Here is a 13,274-nt window from a genome sequence, read left to right on the forward strand (position 1 = left end):
CGAGGATCGACGTTCCCTTGAACCACCCCCCGACGCCCCACCGGCCGGGCCCCGTCGGCGTGTCCCCCCTGCAGGCCGGGGACCCCCGCACCGTCGGCCCCTTCCGGATCGTCGGCCGCCTCGGCGCCGGCGGCATGGGCACCGTGTACGCCGCCCTGGACGACCGCGACCGGCGCGCCGCCCTCAAACTCGTCCACGCGATGTACGCGGCCGACCCGGACTTCCGCGACCGCTTCGCCCGCGAGGTCCGGCTGGTGCGCCGCGTCCGGGGCGAGGGCGTGCCGCGCTTCCTTGCCGCCGACACCCGTGCCGGCGTCCCCTGGCTGGCCACCGAGTACGTGCCCGGCCCCACCCTGGACGCCCGGGTGCGCGGCGGCGGCCCGCTGCCCGCCGGGTTCCTCGTCGACTTCGCCCGTGTCACCGCGCGGGCGCTGTCCGGGATCCACGCCGCGGGCGTCGTGCACCGCGACCTCAAGCCCGGCAACGTCATCCTGTCCCCGGACGGGCCCCGGGTCCTGGACTTCGGCATCGCCCGCGCGGCGGAGGAGACCGCGCTGACCCGCACCGGCGCCCTGGTGGGCACCCCGGGGTGGATCGCCCCCGAGCAGTACCGGGGGGAGGCCGCCGGCGACCGCTCCGACGTGTTCGCCTGGGCGTGCATGGCGGTGTTCGCCGCCACCGGCCGCGGCCCGTTCGGCTCGGGCACGGAGGAGGGGGTGATCTCGGCGGTGCTGTCCGCCCCGCCCGCTCTCGACGGCGTCCCCGACGCGCTGCGCCCGGTCCTGGCCGCCGCCCTGGACAAGGACCCGGCCCGGCGGCCCTCCGCCGCGGAGGCGGCCGCGGCCCTGCCCGAGACCGTGGTGGGGCCCTGGGCCGCCGTCCTGCCCCCGGTGGACGCCGTCCCGGACTCCTGGGTGCGGATCGCCCCGCCCCGCCGCCCCTGGGCGCGCCGCCACGGCCGCGTCCTGGCGATGGCCGCCGCCGCGACGGCGGTCGCCGTCACCGCGGCCACCGCGTCCGCCCTGCTGCCCCCGGACGACCCGGCCGACGGGGGGACCTCCGGCGGCTCCGCCGCGGAGGACCCCTCGGCCGACCTCGCGCAGGGAACGGCCGCCGACCCGGTACCCGCCGACGTCCCGGAGGAGTACCGCGACCTCTACGAGAACGGCACCGTGGTGGTGGAGCCGGCCTCCGACACCGAGCCGACGGTCGTCCGCTCCCTGGTCGGGGCCGACGGCACCACCCTCGACCAGATGCGGATCACCTTCGCCGGATCGAGCCAGCACACCGGCACCCTCCGGGTCGAGGTCCGGGTGGAGTACCTGCCGGACTTCGGGTCGCTGCGCGTGCACGGACGGGACTTCGCCTGGGTCCAGTACTTCACCGAGGGCGACGAACGGCTCGACTTCGCCAGGTCGAGCGAGGCCGGGCAGCTGGCGGAGACCGGCCCGGACGACCCCGTGGCGGAGTTCTCCGTGAACTTCTTCGGCATCCCCGGGGGGAGGGTCTACTACCTGCCCGACGCCGCCCTGGGCGAGGACCGCAGTGCCCCGGCGGACCAGCCCGGGGGCTTCTGCCACGGTGCCCCCGAGGGCTCGGGGCCGCTCAGGGACCCCTACCCCGGCTTTCCGTACCTGGGTCGCTACGACCCCGCCTTCGGCGGCCAGCCCGAGGGCTGCATCATCAGCCCCACCTGACGACCCCTGCTGAGGAGATCCCCCGTTGAACCCCGACCCCCGCCCCTTCGACGAGAACAGCCTGCCCCCGGGTGCGACCCCGCCCGCCGCCACGGACCCGGAGCGCATCGGCCCCTACCGGGTCGTCGGGCGCATCGGGGCGGGCGGCATGGGCGCCGTCTACGCGGGGATCGACCCCGCGGGGTCCTGCGCCGCCGTCAAGGTCGTCCATCCCCAGTACGCCGCCGACCCGGACTTCCGGGCCCGGTTCGCCCGAGAGGTCTCCCTGGTCGCGAGTGTGAGCGCCACCTGCACCGCGGCCTACTTCGGGGCGGACACCGGCGCCGAGGCGCCCTGGATGGCGACCGAGTACGTGCCCGGCGACACCCTGCGCGTCCACGTCCGCAAGAACGGCCCCCTCACCGGGGGGATGGCGGTCTCCCTGGCCGCGGGCCTGGCCGAGGCCCTGGTGGCGATCCACGCGGCGGGGGTGGTGCACCGCGACCTCAAGCCCGGCAACGTGATCCTGTCGCCGGGCGGCCCCAAGGTGCTGGACTTCGGCATCGCCCGGGCGACCGACGGCACCGCCCTCACCCGTACCGGCGGCCTGTTCGGCACCCCGGGCTGGATGGCGCCGGAGCAGTACAACGGTGTCCCGGCGAGCGACCGCTCCGACGTGTTCGCCTGGGCCTGCCTGGTGGCGTTCGCGGCCACCGGTCGCGACCCCTTCGCCGGCGGCCCGGTGGAGGTGGTGGTCCACCGGACCCGCACCGAGGAGCCCGACCTGACCGGGCTGCCCCCGGAACTGCTGCCGACGGTGCGCCGCGCCCTGTCCAAGGACCCCGCCGACCGGCCCACCGCCGCGGAGGTCCTGGCCGAGGTGACCGGGGCGTGGAGCGCCACCCGCGTGGACGCCCCGCCGGCCTCGGACCCCACCCGCGTGGTGCCCGCCATGCTCGCCGCCGAATGGCGCGGCGTGACCGCGGGCGCGCCCGAGCGGGTCCGCCGGCCGCGGCGCGCCCTCCTGGTCTCCGCCGGCGCCGCGGGCCTGGCCGCGGCCCTGGTCGCGACGTTCCTCATCGTGCGCCCGGACGGCGGGGAGGCGGACCCCGGCGGGGACCCGGGGGAGGCGGCCCCGGAGTCCGCCGACGCCTCCGAGCCCGCCGGGCCCGCGGTCGCCCGGGACCCGGGGGACGGCGCGGCCGTCATCACCGAGGCCGTCGCCCTGGCGGAGGAGGCGCCGGAGTTCGAGGTGAGCCACTTCGAGCGGTCGGCCGAGACCTTCGAGGACAACTCGAACGTGCTCCTCCGGTACACCGAGGACCCCGAGCCCGTCCGGCAGATGGTCATGAACGCGGGCCCGGCCATCTACTTCACCCTGCACGTCGGGGAGGGGCCCGACGACGTGCTGGCCCGCACCGACTCCAACCTCGTCGGCGTGGTCGAGGGCGACTACTACCGCCCCGGGCCGGACGACCCGGCCACGGAGAGGAACCCGAGCGAGTGGTGGGAGCGTGTGCTCGCCTCGGTGGACGAGGTGCTCGTGGAGGAGGCCGAGATCACCTACCTGGGGGTGGAGCCCACGCCCTACGAGGACTACCCCCAGGAGATGCAGGACGCCTACGACGTGACCGGCCGCAGCGGCCACCACTACACCGGCACCGCGCCCGCCGAGGTCAGGGGTCAGGACACCGAGGTGACCTTCGACGTCTGGGTGGACGAGGAGGGGAACCTCCAGCACTTCCACTCCTACGGGTCCACCGGAGAGATGGAGGAGGACGCCGAGTACGAGCGGATCGCGTTCGTCTTCGGGCAGCCCGTGGAGATCCCGGTCCCCGACGAGTCCGAGATCGCCGCCGCCCCGACCTACTGACCCCGCCGGCCGGGCGCCCCCGGGGCGCCCGGCCCGGAGCCGGTCAGGCCCCGTCGCGCAGGGAGTCCTTGAGGAACTCCACCTGGAGCAGCATCAGGTTCTCCGACACCGTCGGGTCCGACGGCGAGTGGGTCACCCCCGACAGCGGCAGCACCGTGTGCCTGCGCCCCGCCGCCAGCAGCGCCGAGGACATCCGCTGCGTGTGGGCGAACACCACGTTGTCGTCGGACAGGCCGTGGATCAGCATCAGCGGGCGCTCCAGCTTGGCCGCGTCCTCCAGCAGCGAGCTGCGCTCGTACACGCCCGGGTCGTCCTGGGGCAGCCCCAGGTACCGCTCGGTGTAGTGGGTGTCGTACAGCCGCCAGTCGATGACCGGGGCGCCCGCCACCGCGGCGTGGAACACGTCCGGGCGGCGCAGCACCGCCAGCGCCGCCAGGTAGCCGCCGAACGACCACCCGTGGATCCCCACCCGGGAGGTGTCCAGGCAGCCGAACCGCTCCGCGGCGTCCCGCAGCGCGGTGACCTGGTCCTCCAGCACCCCCGAGGCCAGGTCCAGGTGGATCTCCTGCTCCCACTCCACGCCGATGCCGGGGGTGCCGCGGCCGTCGGCGATGACCACCGCGAACCCCTGGTCGGCGTACCACTGGGCGGTCAGGAACGCGCCGCGCGCGTGCAGCACCCGCTGGGCGTGCGGGCCGCCGTAGGGCGCCATGAGCACCGGCAGCGGGCGCTGCCCCTCCCGGAACCAGGACGGCAGCACCAGCGCGCACGGGATGCCCCGCTCGCCCGCCCGCCAGAACTCCACCCGCGGCTCGGGCAGGTCCGGGGTCTCGGCGAGGCTCTCGATGGACCCGAAGGCCCGCCGGGTCTCGGTGGCCGCCCCGCGCACCACCAGGGTGCGCACCCCGGGGAACTCCATCGACCGGTGCTGCACCACGAGGGTGCCGCCGCGCAGCCGCCCCGAGCGCAGGCCGCTGTGGGCGGAGGCGTCGGCCGTCGTCGAGCAGCCGTGCCCGGGCAGCTCGACCGGGGCGGACAGCCCGGTGCCCAGGTCCACCAGCCACAGCGACACGTCGCCGGGCCGGTCGGCGGGCGAGCCCGAGTACAGGATCCGGTCGCCGTCCACGTCCACCACGCCGCGCACGTACACGTCGGCGGGGCTGACGGCGTCGGCGCCCACGAACACCCGGCGCTCGCCGGTCCCGCCCTCGCGGCCGATCCACACCAGGTCGCCCGCGGCGGTGTGGGCGGGGACGCCCGGCATCAGCTCGACCCACACGTCGTCGGTCTCGGTGCGCGTCTCCATGGCCAGCCCGGTCGCGGGGTCGGCGCCGAACAGGGTGAGCGTGCGCTGGTCGCGGCTCTGCGCGGTGAACACCACGGTGGGCGAGCCGTCCGGGCCGGTCGTCCACCCGGCGGTGGCCAGGTAGGGCAGCGCCTCCCGGTCCCAGTCGATCCACACCGGCTCCGGGGCGCCCTCCCGGCGGAACGCGGCGGAGGAGGCCACCGGCAGGGCGGCCAGCCGCACCCGCGCGTTGTCGGTGCCCGCCGCGGGGTAGCGCAGCGCGGTGGGCTCCTGCTCGGGGGCGGCCGGGTCGTCCACGTACCAGCGGACCACCGGGGACTCGTCCACCCGGGCGGCCAGCAGCGCCGAGCCGTCGGGCGCCCACCAGAAACCGCGGTAGCGGCCCATCTCCTCGGCCGCGATGAAGTCCGCCAGGCCCCAGGTGACGCCGTCGCCGTCGGGGGAGGCCAGCGCCCGGTCGCCGTGGTCGGGCTCGGCGCCGGCGACGTCGATGACCCGCAGCGCGCCGCCGCTGACGTAGGCGACCCGGTCGCCCGCCGGGCTGATCCGCGGGTCCACCACCGGGGTGGCGGCGGGCAGCTCGCGCGGCTCGGCGCGGTCGCCCACGAGGTCCACGTAGAAGAGCCGGCCGGACAGGGCGAACACGGCGCGGGTGAACGCCTCGTCCACCGAGTACGACACGATGCCGCCGCCGCTCTCGCGCAGCCGCTCCCGGCGCGCCCGCTCCTCCGGCGGCAGGTCCTCGTCGTCGGCCCCGAGCGCGCGCGGGTCGGCGACCACGTGCTCGGTGTCCTCCTCCGCCTCGTGCACCCACAGGCACGTGGCGGTGTCGACGCCGTCGCGCCCTCTCAGGAAGGCGACGCGCCGCCCGTCCGGGGACACCTCGAAGGAGCGCGGGACGCCGATGGTGAAGCGCTGGGTACGTGCCTGTTGGCGAGGAAAGCTCATGGGTCCGATTGTGGCCCACATCTCCGGTTCCCGCTCGGCCCCTGTGGACGGGCGCCCCCGCCCGCGCCCCGCGTCCGCTCCCGATTCCGCGCCGAATCCGCGCCCCACCTGGCCGTTCGGGAGGAATCGCGGGCATGCGGCCGGTATTGTTCACCACGTGGTGACCGACAGACGACTCATGATGGTGCACGCCCACCCCGACGACGAGAGCATCGTCACCGGGGCCACGCTGGCGAAGTACGCGGCCGAAGGTGCCGGGGTCACCCTGGTGACCTGCACCCTGGGCGAGGAGGGCGAGGTCATCCCCGCCGACCTCGCGCACCTGGCGGCCGACCGCGACGACACCCTCGGCGACCACCGGGTCGGCGAGCTGGACAAGGCCTGCGTCTCCCTGGGGGTGCGCGACCACCGGTTCCTCGGCGGCGCCGGGCACTACCGCGACTCCGGGATGGCGGGCACGCCCTCCGCGGAGCGCCCCGAGGCGTTCTGCAACGCCGACGCCGAGGAGGCCGCCCGCCTGCTCGCGGAGATCGTCCGGGAGGTCCGCCCGCACGTGGTGGTCTCCTACGACGAGTACGGCGGCTACGGCCACCCCGACCACGTCCAGGCCCACCGGATCACCCGGCGCGCCTGCGTGAAGGCGGGGGAGCGGTCGATGCCCGGCACGCCGTGGCAGGTCCGCAAGCTCTACGCGATCGCCCAGCCGGTGTCGGTGATCGAGGCGTCCATCGCCCGGCTCAACGAGGAGGCGGGGCCGTTCACCCCGCCCGCGGCGGTGTCCGACATCGCCCGGGGCACCCCGGACGAGCTGGTCACCACCCGGATCGACGCCACCGACCACTGGGCGGCCAAGGCGCTGGCGATGCGCGCCCACGCCACCCAGATCACGGTGGACGGCGAGCGCTTCGCCCTGTCCAACGACATCGCCCAGGAGATCGACGCGGTGGAGTACTTCACGCTGCTGCTGGGACCCACCCGGCGCCGCGCGGCCGGAGAGTTCGAGACCGACCTCTTCGAGGGCCTGTGAGCGCGGGCGAGGGCGGCGTCCGGCCCGGCCCCGCCCCGGTGGCGGGGGCCGCCCCGGCACCCTACGAGGCGCCCGGACAGGACGACCCCGTGCTGACCGCGGTGCTGACCGCGCTCACCTTCCCGGTGCTCGCGGCGTCGGGGGCCGCGGTCGGGCTGCTGTCGGCGACCGGCGCGGGCTGGCTGACCCGCTACTGGGAGGCGGGGCCCCTCGCCCAGGTGCTGGGCGTGGCGGGACTGCTGGCACTGCTGGGGGCCCTGTACGGCCTGTGCCGCCTGTGCGCGTGGGGCGCCCGCGGGGTCTCGGGCGGGGTGGCCTTCTCCCTGGGCTTCGTGGCCGTGGCCATGGTGCTCACCATGTACATGCCGGGCGGCGACATCGTGCTGACCGGTCACCTGATCCACTACGGCTACCTCTTCGGGTCCATGGTGGTACTGGCGGTGGCGGTGGTGCGCGGCCTGCGGGGGAGCAACCCCTTCCTGGCCGGGCTCCCGGCCGCGTCCTCCCCGGCCGCCCGGAACGACCGGGCCTGACCCGGACCCGGGCGACGGCACCCCGGGCACGGCGAAGGGCCACCGCCGCACGGCGGTGGCCCTTCGCGCACGTCGCGGGGGCGGCGGCTCAGGCGTTCCAGAACTGGAGCAGCAGCTCGCCCAGGAACACGGTGCCCTCGAACGTCGGGTTGGGCATGACGGTCCGGAACAGCGTGTAGACCGCGCCCACCCACAGGTCCCGCAGGGCCGGGAACCACAGGACGGCGAACACCGCCACGGAGCCGAACAGCGCGTTCACCCGGGCGGCGGACACCCACCGCCGCTCGGGCAGCGCGGCGGCGAGCACCTCGAAGCCGTCCAGGCCGGGGACGGGCAGCAGGTTGACCAGCGCCGAGGTCAGGTTGAGGAAGGCCAGGAACGCCAGCCCGGCGATCGCCCAGTTGGTGGTGTCGTTGCCCGGCGGCACCAGGACCGACACGGTGACGGCCAGCGCGGCGGCCAGCACCAGGCTCGCCAGCGGGCCGGCCAGCGCGACCATCGCCCGCCGCCCGCGCGGGATCCGGTCCCACGCCACGAACGCGGGCGGCCCGTTGAGGCCGAAGGCGCCGAAGCCCAGGTAGAGCACGGGCAGCACGGTCCCGGCGAAGGCGTGCCGGAACCCGAACGGGTTGAGGCGCAGGTAGGCGCCGCCCCGCTGGGAGCGGTCGCCGGCCAGGTGCGCGGCGAGCGCGTGGGCGTACTCGTGCACGGCGCAGGAGACGATCCAGCCCAGCAGGATGAACAGCGGCGGGAGCAGCGGGGTGACGTTGGTGCCCTCGGGGGCCCAGTCCAGCTCCACGGCCCGCCAGGACAGCCACCCGGCGAACACGGTCAGGCCCAGCACCAGCACGAACACCGGGCTGGGCAGGAAGTCGAACACGCCCCCGGCGCGCTCCCCGTCCTTGCTCCCGTCCCCGGAGCCGGAGTCCTCCGCGTCGTCCCCGCCGCCCTCGCCGGGCCTCCCGGCCTCCTTGGCCGGCGCCCCGGTGCCGGGCCCGCGCTCGGCCAGCTCCGGACGGTTGAGGGCGCCCTCGGGCATGCGCTCCCAGGGGTCGGCGGTGTCCGTGCGCGGGGTGTCGGGCGCGTCGGTCGGCTCCGACCTCGGGGCCGGTTCGGGCGTGGGCATGATGCTCCTGCTGGTCGCGCGGGTTGTCCGCGCTCCAGGTTAGGCCCTGCCGGGCACCGGTCCGCAGCGGGTGCCCGGCAGCGGTGCGCCGTTCCGGCCCCCTCCCGCCGGGCCGCCGGTCAGACCACCGCGCGCGGCGCCACCGCCGACTTGTGCAGGCTGGCCAGCGCGAACACCCGCCCGGCGGCGGTCAGCTCCCGGTGGCCGCAACCGTCGTCCTCGGTGAGCAGCCCCAGCGCGTCCAGCAGCCAGCTCACCGACATCACCATGGCGCGCACCTGGTCGGAGGCGGCCTCGGCGGTGCGCCGGTGCGAGGCGGCGTGCCGCCCCGACGGGCTCTGCGGCTCGGGCGGCGTCCACCCGGATCCGGTGAGCAGCTGCTCGGCGGCGATCATGTCCGACTCCCCGCGCCGGGAGTGCGAGCCGCTGCCCTGCGGGGTGCGCGACAGCAGCATGCCCAGCAGGGTCTCCGCGGCCGCCTGCTCGGGGCCGCCGGTGCGGCACAGGGTCTCGGTGGCGGCCCGCCACATCTCCTCGGGGTCGGCGCGCAGCTGGCGCCCGCGCCGGGTCAGCACCAGGCGGCGGCCGGACCTGCGCACCACCCGCATCCCCCGCATCATCTGGTGCAGGGCGATCAGCTGGGTGGCGTCGGTCTCGCTGCGCGGCGGCTCGGGGGAGGTGCGCCAGCCGAAGTCCTCGCACATCGACCGCACCACCCCGGGGGAGATGTAGCCGATCTGGGTGAGCGCGATCCCGTCCTCGGCCAGGTCCAGCAGCCGCTGCAGAGGGGCCATGGCGGCGTCGGCGGTGCGCGGCACGTCGGCGCCGGCGATGATCCGGCCCACCAGCGGCCACAGGTGCCTGCGGTGCGGGTGGGCGGGCGAGGACAGCCAGGCCCGCACCCGCTCCTCGCGGATCCGGTCCAGGTGGCTGAGCCCGCGGTCGTCGGGCCGGGTCAGGAAGGAGCGGGTGAACCGCTCCTGGGCGTGGCGCCAGCCCTGCTTCCCGGGCCGCACGTCGCCCAGGACGATCGCCAGCTCCAGCGCCGAGGCGGTCTCCTGCCGGGCCCGGATCTCGGCGTCGCCGACCACGGTGCCCCAGGTCAGCTCGGGCAGGTCCGGCGGCTCCACCCCGGACTCCCACATCAGCCGCTCGTACACGGCCACCCCGGCGCCGTGGTCCCTCTCGTGGGCCGACAGCAGGTGGGCGGTGGCCGGGGCCGCGCAGATCTGCGCGTACCGGTGCAGCTGGAGCAGGGAGAACAGCGAGCCCAGAGCGCGCAGCGCGGGCTCCCGGTCGGCCCGGGAGAACCGGGCGGGCAGCTCGAACCAGCAGAACCGCTGGACGGCGTGCTGGTTGAGGCCCTCCAGGTCGTTGCCCGGAGCCAGCGTGTCCAGGGCCTGCCGGGCCATCTCCGCCGACCGCCCGTCGCGCCGGGCCAGCTCGGCGAGCGCGGACGCTACTGCTTCACCCATGGACGGCGCCGACCTCCCCGAAACCCCGTGGTTGGCGCCCGCGTGTCCGCCGGGGGGTGCCGTCGGGGGCGCGGTACTTCGCGGTGCTGCGTGGTCGCGGACGGCAGGGGGCGGCCGTCGGGACTGAGCCTGTCCTACCCCGGTGGGGCCGAAGAATGCCTCCGGGCGGACGCGACATGCACGTGCGTTCGCCCGGCGCACACCGCGGACGGGCAGGTCGGCCGCCGCCGGGCGTCCTTCAGGGGGTGCGCCCGGGGGCGCCGCCGCGCCGCCGCGGGGCGGCGTCGGGGACGACACGGCTGGCGGCGATGGACGACTCCTCGACGCGCGCCTGACGGCCGTCGCGCCGGCGCACGATCAGTACGCCGCCGTCCCATGACTCCAGCACCCCGACGATATCGGTGAAACCCCCGTCGGGGAGGTGGATTCGGACGGAGACCCTGCTGCCCGTGTCCTCCCGGGTGATCCGGTGGACCAGGCGGCCCGCCATGTGCAACGCGCCCCCCGAATGTGCGACGACTCGCCTTCGCCGCCATACTAGGACCACGACATCTGTGCCAATCGTTCGCAGAGGCCGGGAGCAGGGTCCTGGGCGCCCGCACGCCGGACCGCGCCGACCGGCTCCTCTGCGAGGTCCCCGCCTCCCCCGTGGGAACGCGGGGGTGAGATCAAGGAGTACGACGTGACCTACGTCATCGCGCAGCCCTGTGTTGATGTGATGGACAAGGCGTGCATCGACGAGTGCCCCGTGGACTGCATCTACGAGGGCGAGCGCAGCCTGTATATCCACCCGGACGAGTGCGTTGACTGCGGTGCGTGCGAGCCGGTCTGCCCGGTCGAGGCCATCTACTACGAGGACGACCTGCCCGAGCAGTGGTCCGACTTCTACAAGGCCAACGTCGAGTTCTTCGACGACCTCGGCTCCCCGGGCGGCGCCTCCAAGGTGGGCAAGATCGACCGCGACCACCCCCTCGTCGCCAAGCTGCCGCCGCAGGCGGAGTAGCCCGGCCCCTTCCGGTCCGCGCCGGTGCGTCTCCGTGGCGCAGAGGACGTCCCCGCGCGCGACCGCACCGCCATCGCGCCGATCCCCCCGTCCCGGGAGGGTCGGCGCGATGCGTGTCAAGCCCAGCCCCGGACCGCGACGGCCCGGACGACCCGATGGAGACGCGAGATGACCCGGCGGCCCGTGACGGACAGGCTTCCCACCTTCCCGTGGGACCGGCTGACCCCGTACAAGAAGATCGCCGCGGATCACCCCGACGGCATCGTCGACCTGTCCGTGGGCACCCCCGTGGACCCGGTGCCGCCGGGCCTGCGCTCCGCGCTGGCCGACGCCGCCGACAGCCCCGGCTACCCGCTGACCTGGGGGACCCCCGCGCTGCGGGCCTCCATCACCGGCTGGCTGGAGCGCCGCCACGGTGTGAGCGTCCCGGAGGAGGGCGTGCTGCCGACGGTCGGCTCCAAGGAGCTCGTCGCCTGGCTGCCCACCCTGCTCGGCCTGGGGCCGGGCGACACCGTCGTCCACCCCGAGCTGGCCTACCCCACCTACGACATCGGCGCCCGCCTGGCCGGGGCGACCCCGGTGGCGGCCGACGGCCTGACCGCCCTGGGCCCGGCCCCGGTGCGGCTGCTGTGGGTGAACTCGCCGAGCAACCCGACCGGCCGCGTCCTGGGCGTGCCGCACCTGCGCAAGGTCGTCGCCTGGGCCCGCGAGCGCGGCGCGATCGTCGCCTCCGACGAGTGCTACCTCGACCTGGGCTGGGAGGGCGAGGCCCCGGTCTCGATCCTGCACCCGGACGTCAGCGACGGCTCCCACGAGGGCCTGCTCGCGGTGCACTCCCTGTCCAAGCGCTCCAACCTCGCGGGGTACCGCGCCGCGTTCGTCGCCGGCGACCCGGCCCTGGTCCAGGAGCTGCTGGCGGTGCGCAAGCACGCGGGGATGATCGTGCCCGCCCCGGTCCAGGCCGCCATGGGCGCCGCCCTGGACGACGACGCGCACGCCCTGGAGCAGAAGGAGCGCTACCGCGCCCGCCGGGACCGGCTGCGCGCCGCCCTCACCGGCGCCGGCTGGCGGATCGACCACTCCCAGGCCGGGCTGTACCTGTGGGCCTCCCACCCCGACCACGACGCCTGGGGCGCGGTGGAGCACCTGGCCGAGCGCGGCATCCTCGTGGCGCCGGGCGAGTTCTACGGGCCCGCCGGCGGCGACAGCGTCCGCGTGGCGTTCACCGCCACCGACGAGCGCGTCGGGGCCGCCGTCGCGCGCCTGTCCGCCTGACCCGCGCCGCGTACGCCTCCGGGGCGTCCCGGCCCGCCGTCCCCGGCGCGGCCGGGACGCCCCGGGACACCGGGGGTCACTCCAGGACGAGGACGCCCCTGGTGTCGGAGACGCCGGTCTGCCACTCGGCGGCGTCCCCGGTGCCGTCGGAGGCGCGCCACACGCGGTCGTTGTAGGCGACCGAGGTCAGCCCGTACTCCTGGGCGTGGGCGACCGCCCACAGGGCCATCGCCCAGCCCCGGTCGCCGGTGGCCGCCTCGGGGGTGTCCGCCAGTGCCGCGGGCTCCACCCCGAACACACGCGCCAGCTCCTGCTCCGCGCCCGCCACGTCGGCCTCGCCCGAGGTGAGCGACTCCAGGGTCTCGCGGTCGTACCAGCAGGTCAGCGCCGGGCCGCGGGTGCCGGTGAACACCTCGTTCATGCGCTGCGACAGCTTCTCGTGCTGGTCGTAGGCGAAGCCGTCGGCGCTGCGCTGCACCGCCTGGGCGGCCTCGAACACCGGCCTGGTCTCCCAGCCCTCGACCTCCACCAGGGCGTCGTAGAAGGCGCGGCTGGAGTACACCGGGTCGAGGATGTCCTCGGGGTCGCCCCACTCCTGCGAGGGGCGCTGCTGGAACAGGCCCAGCGAGTCCCGGTCGCCGTACTCCAGGTTGTAGAACGCGGTCTCCTGCCACACCGTGGCATAGGCCACGGTCACGGCCTCCGGGGGCAGGTCCATGCTGAACGCCACCCCGCCGACGGTGGTCGCGCTCACGGCCTGTTCGACCTTCATCGAGTACTTGCCGTCGGACAGGTCCAGACGGCACATGGTCTCGGGCTCGGGCTCGGTCGTGATCGGGTCCACGCTGGTCATGACGTAGTAGCCCCCGGCGACGAGGGCCCCACACACGACGAACAGCGCGAACAGGATCTTGACGAACGCGGAGAATCTACGGCGCTTTGGCAACGGAGGACCATCGGCTAGGCAACAAGGGACGAGGCGGTCCGCGCCGTGCCGGGGAGACAGGCCGTGCGGCGCTTCGGGCGCATTGT

Annotated in this window: 11 protein-coding genes; 6 read left to right on the forward strand and 5 right to left on the reverse strand. The window is 75.5% G+C overall.

The genetic code is table 11. The annotated features are described in order from the left end of the window. Window positions 1-17 precede the first annotated feature (17 nt). The gene (locus ACFVNO_RS02425; protein ID WP_378888601.1) at window positions 18-1,697 is read left to right on the forward strand and encodes a protein kinase; all 1,680 of its coding nucleotides are present in this window, start codon (window positions 18-20) and stop codon (window positions 1,695-1,697) included. A 25-nt stretch (window positions 1,698-1,722) separates the two neighbouring features. Then, window positions 1,723-3,549, forward strand: coding sequence for a serine/threonine-protein kinase (locus ACFVNO_RS02430; RefSeq protein WP_355256397.1), 1,827 nt, complete (start codon window positions 1,723-1,725; stop codon window positions 3,547-3,549). Window positions 3,550-3,592: 43 nt separating this feature from the next. On the opposite strand, the gene ACFVNO_RS02435 is transcribed toward ACFVNO_RS02430, so the two are convergent. After that, on the reverse strand, window positions 3,593-5,803 hold the full coding sequence (locus ACFVNO_RS02435; protein WP_355256400.1) for a prolyl oligopeptidase family serine peptidase: 2,211 nt from the start codon (window positions 5,801-5,803) through the stop codon (window positions 3,593-3,595). A gap of 160 nt (window positions 5,804-5,963) precedes the next feature. Between ACFVNO_RS02435 and mshB the strand changes: the two genes are divergently transcribed. Together mshB and ACFVNO_RS02445 are read left to right on the forward strand one after the other, a co-directional pair. Then, window positions 5,964-6,830 carry an N-acetyl-1-D-myo-inositol-2-amino-2-deoxy-alpha-D-glucopyranoside deacetylase gene (gene mshB / locus ACFVNO_RS02440; protein WP_378888605.1) on the forward strand — a complete coding sequence of 289 codons (867 nt, stop codon included), beginning with the start codon at window positions 5,964-5,966 and terminating at the stop codon, window positions 6,828-6,830. Beyond that, a complete protein-coding gene (locus ACFVNO_RS02445; RefSeq protein WP_378888608.1) occupies window positions 6,827-7,363 on the forward strand; it encodes a hypothetical protein in 537 nt (178 codons plus the stop codon). The genes mshB and ACFVNO_RS02445 overlap by 4 nt, the downstream gene beginning before the upstream one ends. Before the next feature lie 88 nt (window positions 7,364-7,451). Here the strand turns inward: ACFVNO_RS02445 and ACFVNO_RS02450 are convergent, their stop codons facing one another. From ACFVNO_RS02450 to ACFVNO_RS02460, 3 genes are all read right to left on the reverse strand, one after another. Next, window positions 7,452-8,489: a site-2 protease family protein gene (locus tag ACFVNO_RS02450; RefSeq protein WP_378888611.1), complete on the reverse strand. Its 1,038-nt coding sequence runs from the start codon at window positions 8,487-8,489 to the stop codon at window positions 7,452-7,454. 119 nt (window positions 8,490-8,608) lie between these two features. Continuing rightward, a complete protein-coding gene (locus ACFVNO_RS02455; RefSeq protein ID WP_355256412.1) occupies window positions 8,609-9,964 on the reverse strand; it encodes a hypothetical protein in 1,356 nt (451 codons plus the stop codon). A gap of 238 nt (window positions 9,965-10,202) precedes the next feature. Continuing rightward, entirely contained in the window at window positions 10,203-10,460 is a 258-nt protein-coding gene (locus tag ACFVNO_RS02460; RefSeq protein WP_378888615.1) for a hypothetical protein, read from the reverse strand. Window positions 10,461-10,646: 186 nt separating this feature from the next. Here ACFVNO_RS02460 and fdxA point away from each other — a divergent pair, with 186 nt between their 5' ends. Both fdxA and dapC read left to right on the forward strand, forming a co-directional pair. Then, window positions 10,647-10,967, forward strand: coding sequence for a ferredoxin (fdxA, locus tag ACFVNO_RS02465; RefSeq protein WP_220564930.1), 321 nt, complete (start codon window positions 10,647-10,649; stop codon window positions 10,965-10,967). 168 nt (window positions 10,968-11,135) lie between these two features. Next, on the forward strand, window positions 11,136-12,242 hold the full coding sequence (gene dapC / locus ACFVNO_RS02470; RefSeq protein WP_378888620.1) for a succinyldiaminopimelate transaminase: 1,107 nt from the start codon (window positions 11,136-11,138) through the stop codon (window positions 12,240-12,242). Window positions 12,243-12,318: 76 nt separating this feature from the next. Here the strand turns inward: dapC and ACFVNO_RS02475 are convergent, their stop codons facing one another. Beyond that, a complete protein-coding gene (locus tag ACFVNO_RS02475; RefSeq protein WP_355256419.1) occupies window positions 12,319-13,188 on the reverse strand; it encodes a hypothetical protein in 870 nt (289 codons plus the stop codon). Between the last annotated feature and the right edge of the window lie 86 nt (window positions 13,189-13,274).

The sequence above is a fragment of the Nocardiopsis sp. NPDC057823 genome (assembly GCF_042797335.1).
Lineage (GTDB): Bacteria > Actinomycetota > Actinomycetes > Streptosporangiales > Streptosporangiaceae > Nocardiopsis > Nocardiopsis changdeensis.